Below are 21,997 nucleotides of genomic sequence, written 5' to 3'. Positions count from 1 at the left end.
TCGCTGGAAACATTAAATCCCTCTTCAAAGTCTACGAGAAAGCCATCTGGTGCTGGCGCAGGATGCTCAGTAGCCGCAGTAGCAAGAGCTACATTACGTGGGATAAATTCCATAAGATTAAAGCGCTGTTTCCCTTGTTGCGTCCAAAACTTGCAATTCCTTATGAGAAATTGAAAGTATACGCAATGCTGTGAACCAATTTCTGAAGAGCCCGGTGCGGGAAATCCGCACGCCGGGTTCTGTGGGGGTTGGGCCACCCAATTGGGTGGCCCTTCTACCCGGAGGTCGGCGGCTAAAAGCCGCCCCCTATCCCGATTGCAAGGAAAAGCTGACAGATGAAAGGATTTGAACTGCTTTTTATTGGTATTTAGGCGATAAGATTAAAGCTAGTTGGTAAGGTAGAGCACCATTATTCAGTTACGAGGTCTTTACAAAAAAATTAATGTTTCCTAAAATAAAAGTGTTTCCCAAATGGGAAACATGCCGATAATAGGAAATATAAATGTTATAGGGGCAGATTTATGTGAACGAAATTGATATCCGAGTTTTATTTCTACAAAAAATTAAAGAAATCCTTGTAACTGATAAGGCTAAATTGTCGGTATCACGAAAAACGTTAAACAACCGCTATTCTCAGGATCATTACGAGCCGGATATGCTGGCAGAGCTTAAATTTGGCGATAAGTCAGCATCAGTAGTTATAGAGTTTAAGGCTAATGGCAGGCCTGGAACTGTAAATCAAGTTGTGGGGCGATTAAAGAGATACGCTGAGGTGCTTGATGCACTACCCATATTTGTTGCACCACATATCGGCCCGCAAGCCTGTCAAGTATTAAGGCAAGAACCACATCTTTTTTGTGGATCTATCTGGAAACAAGTGGATTGAGTTTGAAGGTTTATATTTAGATGCTGAGGGTCATGCAAATAAATACCCAGAAGAGCGAAAAGATAGAGACCTATTTGCAGATAAAGCATCGCTTATTTTCAGGGCAATGTTTGAGCAGCCACAAAAGGCGTGGCGCGTTCATGAACTTGCGGAGGCTGTCCACGTTACGCCAGGCTTTGTTTCGAAAATAACTATTGCGATGAAGCAACGCGGGTACATTTCAAAAACCGAGGCCGGCCTGCGCTTGATTAATGCCAAGTCTATTCTTGATGACTGGGTTTTTGCGTATAGCTATCGCAAAAACCAGGAATACAATTATTTCTGCATGGCAACTAGTCCCAAGGAAATAATTGAGCGATTAAAGAACACTAATAAGCTTGATAAAGTCGATTACGCGTTGGCCTTGCAAGCCGGCGCGCATCTTGTTGCGCCGCACGCAGAATTTGAACTCGTACATATTTATGTCAGGAACCAGGCTACCCGAGAGAAGCTCGCCAAGCTTCTCAGCCTGCAAAGTGTTAATAGGGGTCAAAATGTTGTCATTTTGGACCCTTACTATCGACAATCCGTTTTTTATGGCGAAAGAAAAATAGACGATCTCTGGGTTGTATCAGATCTGCAGCTCTATATCGACCTCTATAGTTATCCGCTGCGGGGAATTGAACAGGCCGAGTATTTATACCGAAAGAAGCTAGCCAAGATCGCAGCACAAATATCTGAGGAGAGATCGCATGTCAGATGAGCTAAGTCCTGCTTTTAACAAACACAACGGTGCTATGAAAATAAATTCGTTCAGTATATTATCAATTTAATAAGTCCGATCTTAAGCGCTTTCTTTGGTAAATAGATGGGCTTGCTGACAGTCAGCATGATCAAAGTCTCAACAATGACTTCACTTTAGGAGCACAGGGTAGGATGGATAAGAGAGATTACATAAATCAAATTGCATCCTCTATCACAATCTTTATATTTATCACAGGCATCATAAGCTTACCTGCGATAATCCAAAGAATAAGCATGCCACCCTCTTCTCTTGGGAATCAGCCTACCACAACTCAAGGAGATCAGCTGACGACAACCCAAAGAAATCAGCCTACCACAACTCAGGCGAATCAACCTACTTCGCCTCTAAAGAACCAATCTAATACGGCCCACGAAATAATCAAGACTACTCCAAGTGATGAGCCAATTGGACGCCAGGCAAGTGGGTTCTACGGCGGACCCTCGGTGAACCAGGATGGTGGACAAAACCCACAGCAGAATATTACCCCTGCATCTGTCGGGTCCGGTGATTTGAGCGGCCGATGGAACGGCATTTGGGGTAGTGATAACAAGCGAGAGGTTCTCAAGCTGACCGAGAATTCGCCAGGTGTATTCTCGGGCACTTCCTGCTTCGAGGCGCGTGGCACTGGGGAACTGTCATATGGGCGAGGTGCTGTTAACGGCACAATCTCTGGATCACGCGTAAGCATTACCATTAGTCGCGATAACATGGTTTTCCATTGGTCGGGCACGGTCGATAGCAGTTATCATACGCTTATCGGAACGTTTGCAGGTTACTCGAATGATGGGACCTACATTAAAGAATAGACACTGGCTCAGGTGCCAACGGCACCACCATTGCGACCACCAGCAAGCACCCGGTTGCTCTTTCTGCATATTTAAATATTGTTGATGCAGGTCTGGATCTGGTTGCTGAAGAAGTGAAGAAGGATAAATTATTTCGTGCGAAACAGGGATGAGGGCTCGAAAAACCGAACCCTTTTTTTACCAGACACGTGTATTTTCTGCTAAAATTTAAGTTTTTATTATGCCAGGCAATAGGTATTTATACATACGCTAGGTTAAGATAAAATAGGTTGTTAGAAGTGTAACCTCTAATGATATTTTGGGTCGCTGACCGGGTATAATATCATCGAAACGAAGTTTCTCGTGTGATAGCCGTGACTATTTCGGACTATCATGAATTTACATAAGAGCTATTCTATTAATTGCAGTAGGTAACGAGGATCGGTAAGAATGACACAAGCGGCTCAAACGGAAGCAGTTAAAGAGAGAAAACGAACCATCAGCGCGATAGATCTGTTCTGTGGTGTAGGCGGCCTGACTCATGGGCTCGAGAAAGCGGGAATCGACGTGCGGCTGGGAATCGATATTAACCCGGCGTGCGAATACCCTTATACGGCGAACAACAAGGCCGAGTTTCTCTTGAAATCCGTAGAGGATTTGCAAGCAGATGAACTTAGCGAAGCGTTTAGCGAAGATAGTGTGCGACTTCTCGCTGGTTGTGCGCCCTGTCAAACGTTCTCGACTTACAACCAGAAGGCAGACTCTTCCGATAAGCGCTGGTGGCTTCTTCGACACTTCGCAAGGCTCGCCAAAGAGTTATTGCCGGAGTTCATTACCATGGAGAACGTCCCCCGTCTTGAGAAAATGAGTGTGTTCGATGAATTCGTTACTAGCCTTAAGAAGTTGGGCTACGAAGTAGATCACCGGATCGTAAACAATGCGAATTACGGCGTACCCCAGCATCGTCACAGGTTGGTGCTATTAGCTTCGAAGCTCGGCCCCATAAGGTTGCTTACGTTCGAAGAATTTGGCGAAGAGCCCATTGACGTCCAAAAAGCTATCGGTAACCTTTCACCAATCGGTGCGGGTCAGGTCCACGATGACGATCCGCTCCATCAAAGCGCCGCTTTGTCGGATACCAATCTCCGTCGAATAAAAGCTTCCAAGCCGGGTGGTACCTGGCGCGATTGGGACGAGGAGCTTAGGGCCGAATGCCACAAGAAGCGCACTGGGAAGACGTACCCGAGTGTTTACGGGCGCATGAGCTGGGACGAGCCCGCGCCTACTATGACCACGCAATTTTTCGGCTTCGGGAACGGGCGTTTCGGGCACCCCGAACAAAATAGAGCCATATCGCTTCGGGAAGGAGCGATTCTTCAAAGTTTTCACGAGGGCTACGAGTTCGTTAAACCAGGAGAGCCCATCCATAAGAAGGTCATCGGAGAATTGATCGGCAACGCAGTTCCGGTAAAACTCGGCGAAGTTATCGGAAAAAGCCTTGTCGAGCACCTGCCGCTTGTACCCCACGCATAAAATCCTGATATACTTAAAAAATGAATAATCGTAATTACGACGGACAAGATGTATTTATCCCGCAATATTCCGTTCCCGAGCCGGGGCAGCTCGTCGAGGTTCGGCGCCGGCGGTGGGTCGTAAGCGACGTGCAAGGTGATACATCAAGACAGAGCACAACTAACGGTCAGCATCTCGTCACACTAGCCTCGCTAGACGAGGACGCTCTAGGTGAGGATCTTCAGGTGATTTGGCAGCTCGAGCCGGGCGCGAGAGTATTGGAACGAGCTGGCCTCCCGAAGGTTACGGGGTGGGATAGCGTCGACCGGCTCGAAGCCTTCCTCGACGCGGTTCGCTGGGGGGCTATTACTAATGCGGATCGTTCATTTCTGCAAGCACCCTTTCGTAGCGGTATCACCATAGAAGATTATCAACTCGATCCGCTCGTTAGGGCTATCGATATGGCTCGCGTCAACTTGCTTATCGCCGATGATGTCGGCTTAGGTAAGACGATAGAAGCGGGGCTCGTAGTCCAAGAACTACTCGTTCGACATAGGGCACGTAGCGTGTTTATCGTCTGTCCGGCGTCGCTGCAAATAAAGTGGCAGGTGGAAATGTGGGACAAATTCGGACTCGAATTTAGAATAGTCGACACAGCATATATCAAGCAATTGCGCCGCGAGCGTGGTATACACGCCAACCCCTGGACGTCTTATCCCCGATTGATTTCTTCGATGGACTGGATGAAGAGTGGAGAAGGATTGAGGCTAATAAAAGACGTTCTCCCTCCCCATGTTACTTATCCTCGAAAATTCGATATTTTGATAGTCGATGAAGCACATAATATCGCTCCAGCTACCACGTTGCACTACGCATTGGAGAGTCAACGGACACAACTGATTCGTACCATAGCACCGCACTTCGAGCATCGGCTGTTCTTGAGTGCGACACCTCATAACGGATACCAGGAGTCCTTCACATCGCTTTTAGAGTTGCTGGACGATCAGCGATTCGCGAGGACCGTTATGCCGAACGAAAAGCAACTGCGTCGAGTGATGGTCCGCCGGCTCAAGACCGACATAGTCGACTCCGACGGTAATCCGATTTATCCGAAACGCGAGCTAATACCACTCGAAGTCAACTACTCGGAAAAGGAGCGCGAGATTCATGATCTTTTGCGCTGTTTTATGGAGAGCCGAGCAGAGAGCATTCGTGGAACTCGAAGCGCATACGGAACGGAATTCGTCCACAGGTTACTCAAGAAGAGACTATTCTCATCACCGAGAGCGTTCGCGACTACTCTAGCTAAGTATCGGGAAAGCCTGGAAAACGGCAACTCGAGATCATATAAGAACGTCATGGACGAGAAGATTCTTCGCAGGGCTATCGCACGTGCCGAGGAGGATTACGTCGACGATGAGCGCGTGGAAGAAGCTCAACACGAAGCCGTCGAGGTCGCTAACGTGCTGGCGGTTCCGCTCGACAGTGATCAGCGCGAGATGCTGAATGGGCTTTCCGCGTGGGCGGAAACGGCCAAAAACAGAATCGACGCGAAAGCGGCAGCGATTCTCACTTGGCTGGAAGCGAACCTAAAATCCGATGGTGAATGGAACGAAAAACGAGTTATCTTGTTCACGGAATATCGTGCAACTCTTGGTTGGTTGGAGCAACTTCTTACCGCTCATGAATTCGGGGGCGAGCGATTAGCGATTCTTCACGGAGGCGTACCACCAGATGATCGGGAGAGAATCAAAGCGGCGTTTCAGGCGCACCCCGACAGCTCGCCGGTTCGGATCTTACTCGCGACCGATGCAGCCTCCGAAGGAATCGATCTTCAGAATCACTGCAATTATCTGATACATATCGAGATTCCCTGGAACCCGAACGTCATGGAGCAACGTAACGGGCGTATCGACCGTTACGGGCAGAAAGAGCCGGAGGTGTACATTTGGCATCCGGTAGGAACGGGGTTTACAGCCAACGGTGACGCTATGGGCGTTAAGGTAGGCCGACTCGATGGTGACCTCGAGTATTTGATGCGCGCGGTACTCAAAGTCGAGGCGATTCGTCAAGATTTGGGTAGCGTCGGCCCCGTTATCGCTCAGCAGATAGAGGAAGCTATGCTAGGCCGAAGGACTGTTTTAGATACTAGCGGTGCCGAAGTGCGGGTGGCCCGTGCCAGGAAATTCGTTATCGCAGAGCGTAAATTGCAGGAAAAAATAACGCGTTTGCACGAAAAACTTATGGAGGCCAAGACCGATTTCCATTTATCCTCCGATCACATCGCTCGCGCGGTCTTCGTCGCTTTGGATTTGGCCGAAAAGCCGGCGTTAAAGCCCGTCTCACTACCGAACTCACCGGAGGGTAGCGTCTTCGAGGTTCCGGTAATGCCGGGTTCATGGGGACGAGCGACTGCAGGGCTCGAACACCCCCACACAGGAAAGAGGCGTCCCATCACATTCGACCACCATGTAGCGAAGGGAAGAGACGACGTCGTTCTCGCGCATCTCAATCATCGGCTCGTTCAGATGTGCCTGCGGCTTCTAAGAGAAGAGTTGTGGAAGCTCGACGATCTAAAGAAGCTGAATCGGGTAGCGGTCAAGGTTATACCGGATGAAGAATTGGATAACCCCGCTGTTGTAATCTGGTCTCGGCTCGTTATCAGCGGTGCGGACCAACGTCTTCTTCACGAAGAGGTTACGCTTTCAGGAGGCGAGCTTAAGCACGCAGGTTTCGTAAGAATTCCACAAATCGGGCGATTGGAAGCCTTGCTGGAATCGGCCGAACCCACAGAGCCGACTCCAGGTGTTTTCGATATCCTTCGAACGAGGTTCGAGCGCCAAGAGAGCGCTATCCGCTCGAGTGTAGAGGCACGCTCGAAGGACCGTTTGAGTGTTGTCGAAAATACGTTGAATAGGCGCAAAGAGAGTGAAATAAACGATATTTCAAGCGTACTCGACGAGCTCGAGAAGGCTATTCAGGCTGAACTCGAACAAGCTCCCCAACAACTGGTACTCCCTGGCCTCGAGGAAGCGGAGCGTTTCCAAATTCGTCGTGATCTGGATGCATTGAACGCCCGCTTGGCTCGCATTCCCGAAGAGAGAGCGGCGGAGGCCGCGGTAATAAAGCATCGTTATTCGGAATTGACCGAGCGCACGTTCCCGGTCGCGGTCGAATTCCTCGTTCCTCGTTCGAAGTCGGGAGGGATCTAGCGTGGCCAAGCTATCCCAGCACACAGAGTGGCTCTCTTTGGTCGAAGTTTCCGGACCGTTTCTAGCTGTCGCGGTATTAGAGAGAGTTTTCCCGCAGGGGCTAGATGTAGTGGCAACGCCGAAGCGCAAACGTATGCGCATGGCTTACGAAGAGTGGCTGGACGCGATCGACGAGAACGACCGGCAGCTACAGGAGTTGCATCATGCCTGGGTAGAACTCGTGCTCGCAGAGGTCTTGGAATACGAAGGCTCACTGATACGAGTAGACGACGATGAATCGCTAGTATATATTTCACGAGAGCATAACGGCTCCTTTACGCCCGACTTCGTACTCGGTAAGGGAAACGGTCGAAAACCGCATCTTTTAGTATCGATTCAGCCCCCTGGAGCCGATTTGGAAAAAGCCGAAGCAGGTGATAACTGGCCGGCATCTATCGTAGAGCGAATGACATTATTATGCCGTACAACCGGTGTTCGATTAGGGTTGATTACGAACGGTGAACGTTGGATGCTGGTTAACGCTCCTATAGGAGCAAGTTCGAGTTACATATCATGGCATGCGCGATTATGGCTTCAAGAACCGTTAACACTCAAAGCATTTCAATCGTTACTAGGTGTGCGACGTTTTTACGGTCCGGAAGACGAAACGCTAGAGGCCCTTCTCGATGCGTCTCTAGAGCATCAGGAAGAAGTGACCGATACGCTCGGCGAGCAAGTACGTCGGGCGGTCGAGGTGCTCGTGCAAGCGTTGGACAAAGCCGACCAAGATCGCAATCGAGCGCTTTTAAACGGCGTTTCACCGACCGAACTCTATGAAGCCGGGCTTACCGTCATGATGCGCTTGGTGTTCGTTTTATGCGCCGAAGAGCGTGGACTTCTCCTTCTCGGCGATCCTGCCTATGATCAATATTACGCAATATCGACGCTCCGCGGCCGTCTAACCGAAGAGGCGGATCATCACGGTGCGGAAGTTTTAGAGCGGCGGTACGACGCATGGTCACAGTTACTGAGCGTCTTTCGTGCGATTTTCGGTGGAGTCGAGCACGAAACCTTACGTTTGCCCGCCTTAGGCGGATCGCTCTTCGACCCGGATCGGTTTCCGTTTCTCGAGGGTCGCCTGAAGGATACTCGCTGGCGTGATACAATCGCCGTGCCGTTACCTATCGATAATCGAACCGTGCTCTTGCTTTTAGAATCACTACAAATACTCGAGCAACGTGGCGGCGCACTGTTGTTGTCATACAAGGCGCTAGACGTCGAGCAGATCGGACATGTATACGAAGGCCTCTTGGAATATACCGTCGAGCGTTTATCACATGTGACGTTAGGGTTGGAGGGCTCCAACAAAGCCAAAAACCCTAATCTCGGATTAGGCGACTTGGAATCAGCACGTCTCGATAGTGAAAAGGCGCTTGTCGAGCTAATTAAGGAAGCAACACAACGCAGTGAATCGGCGATCAGAAACGCTTTGAAAAGAGAGGCAGATGATACGACATATTCGAAAGTCTTGAACGCGTGCGCCGGCGAAGCTGAGCTCGCCAAGCGTATCCGGCCGTTCGCTCATCTATTGCGAACCGATGCATGGGGCGAATTCATCGTTTACGGAGCGGGTTCCTTCGCCGTCACGCTCGGCGACGATAGAAGGGATACAGGAACCCATTACACGCCAAAAGCTCTTACCGAGACTATAGTCGAGACGACTCTGAAGCCGATCGTTCATATCGGACCCGCAGAAGGTAAACCACGCGAGCAATGGATTCTCAAATCGTCAGCCGTGTTACTCGACTTGAAAATATGCGACCCTGCTATGGGTTCGGGAGCGTTTCTTGTTCAGGCGTGCAGATGGCTGGCGGAGAAGTTAGTCGAAGCCTGGAATAACGAAGAGGCCGCCGGGAAGTATATTGCCATCGATGGAGAGGCAAAGGACGACATGGGCAGCTATGATCCTATGCCCGATCAACTCGATGATCGTTTACTTATCGCGAGGCGCATGATCGCGGAGAAGTGTCTCTACGGAGTAGACAGAAACCCACTAGCGGTTGAGCTAGCCAAGCTTTCTATTTGGCTCGTAACTTTGGCCAAGGGGCGTCCATTCGGTTTTCTCGACCATAATCTGCGTTGTGGCGACAGTTTGTTGGGTATTAATCGGCTGGATCAATTGATCAGTATGAGTATGAACCCAGCAAGTGGCGCTCACCAGCTTCGAACTTTCGAGCATAAAGTAGAATCGGCGATTGCCGACGCAATAAAGCTTCGTAAGAAATTGCGGGACACTCCGATACGAGATATTCACGACGTGGAGGCCATGACACGGTTGGACCTAGAGGCGAGGAAGAAACTCGAGGCCATCGACCTTGTCGCAGACGCTATGATCGGTGAAGTTCTAAGTCTGGGTGGGAATACGAAGAGGCTGGAAGTCGCATTGAGCGCACTATCCATTACAACCGGCGATTTTCTCAGCGGAAAGATGCAGGTGGGAGAAGAGATCGCTGAACAAGCATTGGTAGCCCTCGCTACCGATTCGCCTAAAGATAGGATTCCGAGAAAACCTTTCCATTGGCCACTGGAATTTCCGGAGATATTTGTTGGAGAAGGTGGTGGCTTTAGTGCAATTATCGGCAATCCTCCGTTTATGGGTGGGCAGAAAATTACCGGTAGCCTAGGCACGTGCTATCGAGATTACCTCGTTGCACATATCGCTTTTGGAAAGAAGGGTAGCGTGGACCTCTGTAGCTACTTCTTCCTAAGAGTTGCATCGTTGATTGGTGAAGGCGGTCGGATGGGCCTACTGGCGACAAATACGATTGCGCAGGGCAATACTCGAGAAGTAGGTCTCCAGCAATTGGTGGAACGAGGATTTACTATCACCGAGGCAGTGGCGAGTGAGAAATGGCCAGGTAAGGCGAATCTTGAGGTAGCCATCGTCTGGATACAGAAAGGCGTGTGGGAAGGCGTTCATGCCTTAGGTGAGAAAAGGGTCGCTGGAATTACGAGCTATCTTACCACGCCCGGTGAGATAACGGGCGATCCTTATCGTTTGAAAGCCAATGAAGATAAATCGTTTCAGGGCTCCATTGTGCTGGGCATGGGGTTTGTTCTAGAGCCACATGTAGCGCAAGCTTTAATTAAAACGAATATCCGAAATTTGGACGTGATTTTTCCTTATCTGAATGGAGAAGACTTGAATTCTCGACCGGACCAGTCCCCAAGCCGTTGGGTTATTAACTTCTTCGATTGGCCACTTAAGCGTATGGCTCTAGGCATCACATGGGCTCAAGCGGATTCTAAGCAAAAAAAGCAGTGGCTTCAAGATGGTATAGTGCCCGTCGACTATCCTGATCCAGTGGCTTTTGATTATCCCGACTGCCTGCAGATCGTTGAGGCGAAAGTTAAGCCTGAGCGTCAGAAGTTGGAGGATAATCCGGATGGGAGAAGGCTCAAGAAATTCTGGTGGAAGTACTGTCGTTACAGACCAGGGCTCTATGTTACTGTTGGCTGCCTTGATAGGGTGTTGGTGCGTGCTCAAGTTAGCAGGACGTGGGCTTGGGCTTTTGTGCAGAAAGGAATTGTTTATGACGCGAAGCTCATCGTATTCGCATTCGACAGTTTCGATATGTTTAGCCTTTTTCAATCATCAATCCATTTTGAGTGGGCCGTAAAATACATGACTACATTGCGACTTGATATGAGCTATACACCTACTCGTCAAGCCGAAACCTTTCCTAATCCAAGTGAAAAAGAATCCTTAGACAAGGTCGGGAAACTCTATTATGATTTTCGCCAAGGTCTTATGCGGAATCGTGAGGAAGGGCTTACTACTATCCATAATCGCTTGAATAACCCGAACGAAAAAGATTCGGAGATTCAGCTTATGAGGCAATTACAAGCCGAAATGGACAATACTGTTGTTGCCGCTTACGGTTGGGATGACCTTATCCTTGATCACGGCTTCTATGAGACTAAACAAGGTTTACGCTATACGATATCGAGAGAGGCCAGCACTAAGGTGCTTCAACGCTTGCTAGAGCTGAATCATGAGCGCTATGAAGAGGAAGTTCAACAAGGTCTTCATGACAAAAAGAAAACACATAAGCGCGGTCGAAGTAAGTTAGTCGAAGATAACAATAATCCGACTTTACTTGAAGGTGATCTGGCGTGAAGATAATCCCGTTCGAAGATCTGGAGCGAACCGATTTAATAGTCGATGCTGTCTATGAAGGGGGTGGCGCTGGTTATTCTTTAGGCGATCCTATTTCTAGACTACTGCCTGGCTGCGGAAATCTCGGTGGCTTTCGACATTCTGGCCGCGGCGATCGAAAGAAATTCGTCGTTCTATTTACGAGCGGTGAAGATAAGGACTGGCCCGATAGCCTAGATCTAAATACCGGTAAGTTTATCTACTATGGGGACAACAAGACGCCTGGGCACGAGCTTCACGAAACGCATAAAGGTGGAAACCGGCTTTTAAGGAACGTGTTCGAGTGGACTCACTCGAATCCACCGAAGCGAGAACTGGTACCTCCGTTTTTCGTTTTCCAAAAATATCAAACGTCGAATAGTGCAAGATCGGTTCAGTTCAAGGGCTTAGCCGTACCTGGATTTTCTGGGGCGACTGCAACCGATGATTTGGTAGCTGTTTGGAAAACGTCTAACGGTCAGAGATTTCAAAATTACAGAGCGGTTTTTACCATACTAGATGTGCCCGTAATCCCTCGCGTATGGCTCGACGAGCTTGTGACAAGTTCTATTGATTATCAAATCACCCCTAAAGTTTGGATGGATTGGAAGGCGAACGGTAATTATAATCCGCTGATTTCGGAGCCAACGACGGTGATCCGATCAATAGAGTCACAGTCGCCTCAAAATGCCCAACAGGAAAGAATAGTGACGGCAATATATGAATACTTCAAGGACGAACCGAAAAGGTTCGAAGCGTTTGCGGCCAAAGTCTTCCAGCTGCACGATCAGAGGGTGATCATCGACGAGATTACTAGAGGTGCCGTTGATGGAGGCAGAGACGCGATCGGCAGATATCTCCTAGGCCTAGACGACGATCCGATTTATATGGAGTTCGCGCTTGAGGCCAAGTGTTATCGTCCTCCCGCAAGTGATCGAAACGCCAACTCGATTGGCGTAAGGGAGGTCGCGAGGCTAATCTCACGATTGCGTCATCGTCAATTCGGTGTTCTCGTCACGACATCGGTCGTGGCGAGACAAGCATACGAAGAGGTTCGAGGAGACAAGCACCCCGTTGTGTTCATTTGCGGCCGAGATATTGCCGAGATTTTGATTGGCAAGGGCTTTAATACACCAGAAATGGTCGCTAGGATGCTACGAAACGAATTTCCGAATTGAAAGGTCGGTAACGGATGACTGTAGAAATTGGGAAACATACGGATACGACTTCGCAAGTACCTAACGCATGGCTCGTGAGGCTCGGGAGCGACGTTTCGATGGACATGTTCTCAGTCGAGTTTAAGGGCGATTTGTCCAGATTATTTGATGTTCGGGAAGGAGACGTGTTTTTTTTCGCCGAGGATCGATCCGGACATCAGCATGCGATTGCCTTTGCTCGAGTTTTTCGTAAACGGTTGACATTGGAGACTACTACTGTCTGCTTTGATGGCTTTGTTTCGGCCGAGCCGAGGTACACGCTAGACGAGCTAGGCATAGCCGAAAAGAGCGCGGTAGTATCGCGTCTTGATTGGCCGGTATTCGAAGATATTCTGAAGAAAGTGGCTGGGCACGATTACTTGTCGTTTCCGACTTTAGCTGGCGATACTCCTCGTGAACAGACGCATATTAGGGAACTACTTCAGTATGCCGTCACAGACGATCTATTGGGTCCCGCGGATGGGCCGGAAGAAGAAATCATCGGCATGAGTGTTCGCGACCGTTATTTGGTGGGGAAGCTCGCACCGATATCGCCTGCAGAGGATAGGCTAGAAGGCTTAGAAGGCAGACAGAGTTTGGACGAGAATATCGCAGGCGAAGATCTCGCGCCATTCTCGGGACGACATCAACCTGGTGAGGAATTCAATTCTACGGAGGGTGCCCCCGATCCTGAAGGAGATGAAGTTCAGGAAATCGGTGCATCCAAGAATCAGTCCATCGTTCCATCATCGATGGGGCTGACATTCTGCGTCGATGGAACGGTCGAAAACATCGAGGTTCGTGCTGGTTGGGGCCGATACGAGCGAATCGATAGTGAGCTGATAGACGAAAAAAGAGAAAAGCCGTTTAAATGCTGGAAGCGAATACCATCCGGTGGAACCATAACGATCTCACTTGAAAAATCGACGATAGCGCCCCTCGCTGTCGACGAGGACTGTCCCGAGGTCATCGTTCAGGGAACGGTTAGTACGCCCCTACAGAACGGTGACCGACTAGTTACATTATTCCTTGTTAATACACAGATAACGCCTTCGCAAAGTCAGGATCGAGCATGGGTATTCCAGCCAGAAGTCGTGGTTCGAGACCCGGAAAACCGAGCGATTTTCCAGAGAAGGCCTGTTTTAAATATCGACGGTTCCGATAGCGAACGAGAATCGCTAGAGATGATTTACAGACGGCAGGTCGAATTCGCGGTGGGTCATGGTGTCTCGGTACATGCAAAAATCGCAGAGAGCGATAACGAGCGTGCCGTAGAGATACGAACAGACGTACTTCCGCAACACGAGGTTCCGATCACAGAACCACCTGGATTAGCTCCCGAAGACCGTCCTGCGATGCGCCGAATGATCGACGAAGGTTATTTCGATATGGAACGGCTCGCTGAAATCGGCCAAACGGAGCTAGTATCGGCGCTGAATGTTCTAATAGATGATTATCGCGTATGGATAGACGAGCAAAAGGATCGCATCGGGAAATCCGTGACGGGTTATGACAACACCGCATACGAAGCGATGGCCCGATGCGAGCAAATTCTTGATCGATTAATAGAAGGGATTGCCGTACTTGGTTCGGACGACGACGCACTCGAAGCGTTTCGCTTCGCTAATCGCGCGATGGCGTCGCAGCGTATTCATGGCATTTATGCTTTACGCAAAAGGCGTGGCGAAAGCCTTGATATCGAGTCGGTGAACGTTCGAAAGAATAGGTCTTGGCGACCGTTTCAGTTGGCCTTCATACTCTTATCGATTCCGGCACTCGCCGACCCCACACATAGAGATCGAACCGAGTCACTCGAAGCGTTCGCAGACTTACTCTGGTTCCCGACCGGTGGTGGCAAGACGGAGGCCTACCTCGGTGTCGCTGCTTTTGCAATGGCGATCCGGCGGCTACAGGGTAACCTCGGTGGTTTAGATGCGAGTCGCGGTTTAGCCGTAATCATGCGCTATACTCTCCGTTTGTTAACACTGCAGCAATTTCAGCGAGCTACAGCGCTTATTTGTGCAATGGAAGTATTGCGACGCAGCGAACCCGATAAAAAATGGGGAATAGAGCCATTTACTATCGGATTGTGGGTCGGCCAACGAGTAACACCAAATTCGACAGAAGAAGCACACAAAGCTATTCAAGCTGTTCGAGATGGTCAACGAAAGAGGCCCGGTTCGCCTGCTCAATTGAGCACTTGTCCATGGTGTGGCTGTGAAATCGTTGAAGGTCGAGATATAGAAGTGCGCCTTAAAGACGATATCGGAAGAACCCTGATCTACTGTGGTGACAAACTCGGCGAGTGTGATTTTAGCCGGAGTAAATCGAAAGATCTGGGTTTACCGGTTTTAGTCGTCGACGATGAAATCTATCGACGTCCGCCATCTATGTTAATAGCGACTGTGGATAAGTTCGCCATGATGGCTTGGCGGGGGCAGGTCCGCACACTTTTCGGCCGAGCTACTCAGGAATGTGAAAGGCACGGTTTACTTTGGCCGGATGCCGATTGCAATGGGAAGCATATTAAAAATATTAAAAAATCGCTCCCTGCGACTTCCGTTAAACAGATAATACAGATACGCCCGCCCGATCTCATCATTCAAGACGAGTTTCACCTGATTAGCGGTCCGTTAGGGACGATGGTTGGCCTATACGAGACCGCGGTCGACGAACTTTCTATGTGGGCCATCGGTGAAAAAATCGTAAGGCCCAAAGTTATCGCGTCTACTGCTACCGTAAGAAAGGCCGACGAACAAGTGAATAGCGTCTTCCTCAGAAACGTCGCGGTATTTCCGGCGCACGGACTCGACGTCGAAGACAATTTCTTTTCTGTGCAGCGTTCTATTGCGACTAAACCCGGACGGCGCTATATGGGGATTTGTGCACCGGGTAGTTCGCGACCCGCGGTACTGATTCGCGTTTACGTGGCACTATTGACGGCGGCACAGTCGCTTTTCGATCGTTTCGGATCGGCGGCCGATCCTTATATGACGCTTATCGGATATTTCAATTCGCTTCGCGAGCTGGGCGGTATGAAGCGATTGGCCGAGGACGATGTACAAACCCGTTGCTATCGTGTACAAATGAGCAAAGTCGCACGACCCGGGCTCGCTCAACGCGGTAGTTTCCTTGTAGACGAGCTGACGTCTCGTGTTTCCAGCAAGGATATCCCGGGTAAACTCGACCAGCTAGAGGTCAGATTCAAAAAAGATTGGGAAGCAGGTGAAACGAAGGCGGTAGACGTCGTTTTGGCGACGAACATGCTTTCGGTCGGTGTCGACGTCGATCGTCTCGGCTTGATGGTCATGAACGGACAGCCGAAAAACACGGCGGAATACATTCAGGCGACGAGCCGTATAGGTCGCTCTTATCCCGGTTTGGTCTGCACCGTGCTCACATGGTCTCGTCCGAGGGATCTTTCGCATTACGAAACGTTCGAGCACTACCACGCTACCTTCTATAAGCACGTCGAAGCTCAGTCCGTAACACCGTTCGCGCCCCGCGCTTTGGATCGCGGCCTCACGGGAACGATGGTAAGTCTGATACGTCTGATTGGAGATGAATTCAACCCGAATCTCGGGGCGCAAGAACTCGATAGCACATCAAAACCGGAAATCGGCGAAATCAAACGTGTCATTTCCGACCGAGCTTGGAAAGTAACTAATAAAAAGCCGATAAAAGAAATCGCTGAAGCTATGTTAGCCGATAGAGTGGATCGCTGGGCGAAGGAAGCGAATAAAGCAGGAAGAAAGTTAGGTTATGCGGCGAAACGAGGTCAAGGTGATATCGCGCCTCTGTTAAAAAAGCCAGGTCCTGTAGCCTGGGACGAGTTTACCGTACCCATGTCGCTTCGAGAGGTGGAACCGGACGTCAAGCTCATAATGGATGTAGCGATATTGCCGGATCCACCGAGTTGGCGGCCGAGAAAGACGGAAAATAAAGACGGGGGTGAGGTATGAGCACACATGCGGTAGGGCAAGTCAGGCCGAGTCAATTATTGTGGACGTATGGTCCCGGAGCACTCGTCGATTTACCGAATCTTTCTGTCGTCACTATGGGGTTGGATCGATGGGATACCGACAACTGTCACCCGGTCGAAGAGGCACGACTTCTTGCAGCCGTTCGTCGCGCTCTTGGGGCGCAAGTGCAGCACCTTCTCGTTCCACCGTTCACCCTTGAAGAGGCCGATCCGTTATCGGCGGAAGCGAAAATCGGTGTACCGGTAAGACCTTTTCCTCGTTGGTTTAGGTGCGTGAGGTGCGGTCTTCTCGCAGAATACGATTCCGGGCTTTTCAAGCTCAAACCAAATCCGTATTATCCGGAGCGAACGCATTTCGTTCATGAGAATTGCGAGAAAGGATCGAAATCCGACGCTGTGCCGGCGCGTTTTCTCTTGGCTTGTCGAAACGGCCACTTAGACGATTTTCCTTGGCACTGGTTCGTTCACGGTGGTTCTAACTCATGTAAAGGAACACTTCGCTTCTTCGAGAGCGGCGCCTCCTTGCAAACCGAAAACCTTTGGGTGAAATGCGACGAATGTGGTTCGGCTAAGTCCCTCGTACACGCTTTCGGAATGAAAGCGCAGGAAAGTCTTCCAGCGTGTCGTGGCAGACACCCACACTTGGAAGTATACGACGCCGATTGCAATGAGCAGCCGCGAGCCGTTTTGCTTGGCGCGACCAACAGTTGGTTCCCGGTCTCGCTCTCCGTATTGGCGATCCCCCTAGAAAAGAACCTATTATCACAGCTCATTCTTGATGGTTGGCATTTCTTCTCGGATGCCGAATCGGTCGACGAGGTCAAAATAATCATGAAGACATTAGGCAAGAGTAAAGGCGGAGGTCTGCCGGGCATCGGGAAGTACGATGCGGACGAAGTGTGGCGAGCGATACAAAGCAAGCGAGAAGGAGCGAGTTCCGATTCCAGCATAACGGAGGGGGATATCAAAGAGCCCGAGTGGGCGGTCCTTACTTCAGAGGATCCACCGTCCGATTGGCCGCATTTTTTAAGCCGAAAAGTCGATGTTCCAGCGAGTTATGATAACGTCTTCGAAAGCGTTCTGTTGTTGGAGCGTCTAAGAGAGGTTAACGCTTTGATAGGCTTTACTCGTGTCGAAGCGCCCGAAGAATCTCTAGACGCGGACGAACGTCCACCGATAGCGAGACTTTGCAGGGAAAGCCCAGATTGGGTACTTGCTGGTGAAGTGCACGGCGAAGGTATCTTCATTCGCTTTCGAGAAGCGGCTGTCAGCGAGTGGGAGAAACGCTCGTTCGTTCAAGGTCGAAATGAGAGACTCGCGAACGGTCATCGCGGTTGGAGGCACGCGCGGAAGTTGGCACCAGAAAAAGGCTATCCTGGAATACGCTATGCGATGATGCATACATTCGCACATTTACTTATTCGTGAACTAGCGCTGGAGTGCGGCTATAATGCCGCCAGTATCCGCGAGCGTGTCTATGCGAGCGAAGTCGCTGGTTTACCGATGGCCGGGATATTGCTATATACAGCGGCCGCAGATTCAGACGGTACGCTCGGAGGTCTTGTCGAACTCGGAAAGCCGGATAATCTCGGTCGGCTCATCAAACAAGCGCTCGACCGCGCATATGTCTGTTCGTCGGACCCATTGTGCTCAGAGCACGACCCAAGTAAAGACCGCTCGCTTCACTCGGCGGCATGCCACGCTTGTGTTTTCGTGGCGGAGACGTCTTGTGAACGTGGAAATCGTTATCTCGACAGGGCGCTATTAGTCGAGACTTTCGAGTGCCAGGACGCCGCTTTCTTCCCGAAGGAGGCGTAAATGAACGGTATTTGGAAAGCGATCGCGGAATTGAGCACCGAGCTTCACCCGGAGCGTATCGAAGCACTCGCAGCTAGAATAGCGAAACTAGGTTCCGCGAACGATTTCGAGAAAGCTAAGTCGAGCATCGGCTCGATAGCCGATACCGACGTGCTCGATCGTTTAGGTGAAGTGTGGAGGGCCACCTCCGATATTTCACCCTCGGAGCTCGCGGTATCTCTTCGTGCAGCTTCGGCAACGGCCAACTTGATTGGGAGTCGGGAAACGATCGAGATGGTATGGACAGGTCCCACGACCGGATTGGTACCGTCGAGACACACGGAGCAGGTTCTACTCGAAGTAATCGGGGCGGCGAGGCGAAGCCTTTATCTCGTAAGTTTCGTGGCTTATAATATCGGTGCGGTAGTCGAGGCTATACGGAGCGCGATCGACATGGGCGTCAAGGTCGACATTTTATTGGAAGCTTCGACGAGCCACGGTGGCACGCTAGATATCGATTCCGTGCGAATGTTCTCTCAGCAGATTCCTTCCGCGAATATCTATACATGGAGCCAAGCAGCCAAAGCCGCTAGCGAATGGACCGGTGTCGTGCATGCCAAATGCGCCGTAGCCGACGGAGAGTTGGCCTTTATCACAAGCGCGAACTTGACGATGGCCGCCATGGAGCGGAACATGGAACTCGGGGTAGTCGTGCACGGCGGTCATCTACCCGATCAGCTAGCGCGCCACCTGGAGGCACTCATCACGACAGGAATAATCGAGCGAGTTTGAATGGATACGGTAGATAAAGCGACGAGATCGAAAATAATGTCGAAAGTCGGCCAACGCGATACAGGCCCTGAAATGCGGCTTAGACACGCACTGCACAAGGCGGGTTATAGATACCGTCTCAACGATCGGCGGTTGCCGGGATCACCCGATTTGGTTTTCCCGAAATTTCATGCGGCTGTCTTCGTGCATGGGTGTTTTTGGCATGCCCATAGCTGCAAGACGGTGCCTTCTACGAGACGCGAGTTTTGGCTCGAGAAGTTTGCAGCGAACAAGGAACGCGATAAACGGAAAATCGATCAATTACTCGCTAGCGGATGGCGCGTGCTGGTCGTTTGGGAATGCGCCGTCAAGAAAAAGCGAGCGCAAGGATTGGATGAACTGGTTAGTCTGGTCACCGAGTGGTTGCATTCGGCACAAAGATACGGCGAGATAGATGCCGAACGAGCGAAGACCTACCTCGTTAGCTAAGAAAGCGTTATGCTATAGGCAATACCGTCCCCATAGATCCGGCAAAGTAAATTGCACGAAGTTAAAACCGTATTAAGGTAGTGAGATGGGCGATTATAACGAGCGCGAATACAAAATAAGTATCAACCCAAGAATTTTAGAGTTATTGGGCCCGAGTTTGTATACCAATATATATTATGTCTTGGCCGAATTGATCGCCAATGCTTACGACGCAAATGCTCATAATGTATACGTTATACAAACAGGCGATAAAATAATCGTCGAAGACGATGGAAGAGGAATGTCGTATAAGGACGGTGATATAGACATTTATCTCGATGTCGCCGTGGAGACTCGAACGACGAGCGATGACGTTTTTGTCGAAGGCACAGAACGCAAGAGAATGGGACGTAAAGGAATCGGAAAATTAGCCGCGCTTTCTATTTCCGACCGCGTATTGGTCATGACCCGGAAAGACGGTGAAGAGTCGGGTTTCGTTTTATCTAGACACGTTGGGGACGACAACAGGCTCGAAGCGTTAGCCGATGAGGATATACTCTTCGAGATAGTCGAAGGCAACGGTACTTCTATAGTAATGGCCAACCCTCAATACGAGCTGCATAAAACAACGACTGCCATAAAGAACAATTTGCTAAAAATCTTTCCTCTGGTAGGTCCCGATTTCAGGGTTCATGTTATAACCGATCATGGCAAATTCTCTGTCGATAGTTTCGATAAAGAGATCATCAAGGGGTTGGGCGCACTATTAATTTTAGGAGAGGAATTTCTGCATTTAGTCGATAATTTCGATCGTGATTTTGATGGTGAAAGCAAAGCCGAAGAACTGCTGGACGTGAGGGATTCAGAGAGTCGTCCTCTCCGACTTAAAACCAAAAGCGGAGAGGAAGGAGATTATGACTTAGTAATAAAAGGCTGGATAGGTGCCTATAGAACTACGCGAGACAGAAAAAAAGACGCCAACGACTTTCCCGATAATTTCATCTCCCTGCTCTCCAACGGCAAACTCGGTGAGTACAACATTTTACCGACGGTCGGACAGAATAAGCTACAAGAGGTTTACGTAGTCGGACAGCTACACGTCGATCTGTTCGAAGAAACGGAATTGCCCGATATGGCTCTAAGTAATCGTCAGGGATACAAAACGGATGATCCTAGATACAAGGAAGTAATCAGTTTTGTGAGAAGCGGTTTACTGCCCACTATTGTAGATATGAGAAACACGTGGGGCGAGCTTAACAAATACGAAAAGAACAAGGTAAAAGAAGAGCAAAAGAAAAAAGACGAGGATGAACTGCTAAAAAAAGTAGAAGAATACAAAGATACGACGTCTAGACGCGCCACCCAAAAAATTGAGAGCGAATTAGGCGATAGGACACCGAAGGGTATCAAAACGATAATCGAAAATGAAATGAATGAGTTCATGCCGATGCTCGGATTAAAAAAGAAGGTCGACGATCAAAAAAAGCGAATTCTGATTAGCCAAACCAAAAAGGATAAGACGTTGGCCGATATAGTCTACAAAATGTTATCGTTCAACAACGTACCCGATGAAGACATTATCTACACGAATTGCGACAATGAAGAGTGTAGAGTCCCGAATATGATGAATATTTTCGAGTATTTGCGCAAGTTTTTCGTCGATAGCGTTTCCGATAAGAAAATGTTCGTTATATACGTCACGAGCGATGATATGGCGAAAGCGTGGGGCGCCGTAACGGAAGTCGGTGCCGGGTGGATAACCCAAAGCGACCATGATATTTTCAATATCCACAGTCATGTGCCACAAGCGCCGCTCAACGTGGCTGCAGAATGGCAGACCAGTCAAAAAGACGGTGACGACATCATTATGAACTCGGTGGAGTTCGATAAATTTGTTGTAAAGATCATGGATATTTGCATGAATCTGGGATATAAAACTAAGGCTAAAGACGCCAATAAGGATGAGCTAAACAGATACGTCACCGTTGCTTAATCCTCATTCACTTAGTCATTGTTGAAGCAAAATGAACCTCAACTCCAAGCATTCATCGCAAAGGCACCAACCCCATTTGTTAGCTCTTACACTGGCAAACCGATCTTCGACAGTAAATAGGCATTTTTACCCCACCCAAAACCTAAATAAAATGGTAATCCCCCGGCTCTGCCGGGGGACTCACGGAGTTTGACAATTACGGGAATATACGCAAGCCTCCAATCTGTGAACCGCTTAAAGTTTACAGAAAAGGAGGCTTGCGTTGAACGACAACGAAAGTTTATGCCATAGCGTATGGGAGTGCAAGTATCACGTGGTGTGGATACCCAAATATCGACGCAAAGTGTTATACGGCGGGATTCGCAAATACTTAGGCGATGTGTTTCATAATCTATGCCAAACAGCGTGAGAGTACCGTGTTGGAAGGACACATG

The 21,997-nt window shown here is 49.6% G+C and carries 13 protein-coding genes and 1 pseudogene; all 14 read left to right on the top strand.

All coding sequences use genetic code 11. The features are described 5' to 3' along the window. Window positions 1–194, top strand: a 194-nt coding sequence (locus KGZ93_10915) for a group II intron reverse transcriptase/maturase (GenBank protein ID MBS3910111.1), incomplete at its 5' end; no start/stop codon positions are given. Between the two features lie 329 nt (window positions 195–523). Further along, window positions 524–886, top strand: a complete 363-nt coding sequence (locus KGZ93_10910; protein ID MBS3910110.1) for a hypothetical protein — start codon at window positions 524–526, stop codon at window positions 884–886. After that, window positions 858–1,628 (top strand): hypothetical protein, encoded by a 771-nt coding sequence (locus KGZ93_10905; protein ID MBS3910109.1) that lies wholly within the window; start codon window positions 858–860, stop codon window positions 1,626–1,628. Before KGZ93_10910 ends, KGZ93_10905 begins: the two co-directional genes overlap by 29 nt. A gap of 173 nt (window positions 1,629–1,801) precedes the next feature. Then, a complete protein-coding gene (locus KGZ93_10900; protein ID MBS3910108.1) occupies window positions 1,802–2,476 on the top strand; it encodes a hypothetical protein in 675 nt (224 codons plus the stop codon). Window positions 2,477–2,905: 429 nt separating this feature from the next. Next, the gene (locus tag KGZ93_10895; GenBank protein ID MBS3910107.1) at window positions 2,906–3,988 is read left to right on the top strand and encodes a DNA cytosine methyltransferase; all 1,083 of its coding nucleotides are present in this window, start codon (window positions 2,906–2,908) and stop codon (window positions 3,986–3,988) included. 20 nt (window positions 3,989–4,008) lie between these two features. Beyond that, complete coding sequence (drmD, locus tag KGZ93_10890; GenBank protein MBS3910106.1) at window positions 4,009–7,179, top strand: DISARM system SNF2-like helicase DrmD; 3,171 nt, start codon at window positions 4,009–4,011, stop codon at window positions 7,177–7,179. Between the two features lies 1 nt (window position 7,180). Continuing rightward, window positions 7,181–11,338 carry a TetR family transcriptional regulator gene (locus KGZ93_10885; GenBank protein ID MBS3910105.1) on the top strand — a complete coding sequence of 1,386 codons (4,158 nt, stop codon included), beginning with the start codon at window positions 7,181–7,183 and terminating at the stop codon, window positions 11,336–11,338. Beyond that, window positions 11,335–12,534, top strand: coding sequence for a restriction endonuclease (locus KGZ93_10880; GenBank protein ID MBS3910104.1), 1,200 nt, complete (start codon window positions 11,335–11,337; stop codon window positions 12,532–12,534). Before KGZ93_10885 ends, KGZ93_10880 begins: the two co-directional genes overlap by 4 nt. A gap of 14 nt (window positions 12,535–12,548) precedes the next feature. Then, window positions 12,549–16,514, top strand: a complete 3,966-nt coding sequence (drmA, locus tag KGZ93_10875) for a DISARM system helicase DrmA (GenBank protein ID MBS3910103.1) — start codon at window positions 12,549–12,551, stop codon at window positions 16,512–16,514. Further along, on the top strand, window positions 16,511–18,352 hold the full coding sequence (locus KGZ93_10870; protein ID MBS3910102.1) for a DUF1998 domain-containing protein: 1,842 nt from the start codon (window positions 16,511–16,513) through the stop codon (window positions 18,350–18,352). The genes drmA and KGZ93_10870 overlap by 4 nt, the downstream gene beginning before the upstream one ends. Then, on the top strand, window positions 18,353–19,123 hold the full coding sequence (drmC, locus tag KGZ93_10865) for a DISARM system phospholipase D-like protein DrmC (protein MBS3910101.1): 771 nt from the start codon (window positions 18,353–18,355) through the stop codon (window positions 19,121–19,123). Next, the gene (gene vsr, locus KGZ93_10860; GenBank protein MBS3910100.1) at window positions 19,124–19,591 is read left to right on the top strand and encodes a DNA mismatch endonuclease Vsr; all 468 of its coding nucleotides are present in this window, start codon (window positions 19,124–19,126) and stop codon (window positions 19,589–19,591) included. Window positions 19,592–19,676: 85 nt separating this feature from the next. Next, the gene (locus KGZ93_10855; protein MBS3910099.1) at window positions 19,677–21,563 is read left to right on the top strand and encodes an ATP-binding protein; all 1,887 of its coding nucleotides are present in this window, start codon (window positions 19,677–19,679) and stop codon (window positions 21,561–21,563) included. Window positions 21,564–21,825: 262 nt separating this feature from the next. Then, window positions 21,826–21,997, top strand: a pseudogene (locus KGZ93_10850) (transposase).

It is taken from the genome of Actinomycetota bacterium (assembly GCA_018333515.1).
Taxonomy (GTDB): Bacteria; Actinomycetota; Aquicultoria; order Aquicultorales; family Aquicultoraceae; genus Aquicultor.
Note: the sequence above shows the minus strand (reverse complement) of the source record. Positions and strands in the feature narration are given on the sequence as shown.

Excerpts from the sequence above, each read along its gene's own strand:
- KGZ93_10900 (MBS3910108.1), top strand. The coding sequence starts at position 1,802 with ATGGATAAGAGAGATTACATAAATCAAATTGCATCCTCTATCACAATC.
- KGZ93_10895 (MBS3910107.1), top strand. The coding sequence starts at position 2,906 with ATGACACAAGCGGCTCAAACGGAAGCAGTTAAAGAGAGAAAACGAACC.
- drmD (MBS3910106.1), top strand. The coding sequence starts at position 4,009 with ATGAATAATCGTAATTACGACGGACAAGATGTATTTATCCCGCAATAT.
- drmA (MBS3910103.1), top strand. The coding sequence starts at position 12,549 with ATGACTGTAGAAATTGGGAAACATACGGATACGACTTCGCAAGTACCT.
- KGZ93_10870 (MBS3910102.1), top strand. The coding sequence starts at position 16,511 with ATGAGCACACATGCGGTAGGGCAAGTCAGGCCGAGTCAATTATTGTGG.
- drmC (MBS3910101.1), top strand. The coding sequence starts at position 18,353 with ATGAACGGTATTTGGAAAGCGATCGCGGAATTGAGCACCGAGCTTCAC.
- vsr (MBS3910100.1), top strand. The coding sequence starts at position 19,124 with ATGGATACGGTAGATAAAGCGACGAGATCGAAAATAATGTCGAAAGTC.
- KGZ93_10855 (MBS3910099.1), top strand. The coding sequence starts at position 19,677 with ATGGGCGATTATAACGAGCGCGAATACAAAATAAGTATCAACCCAAGA.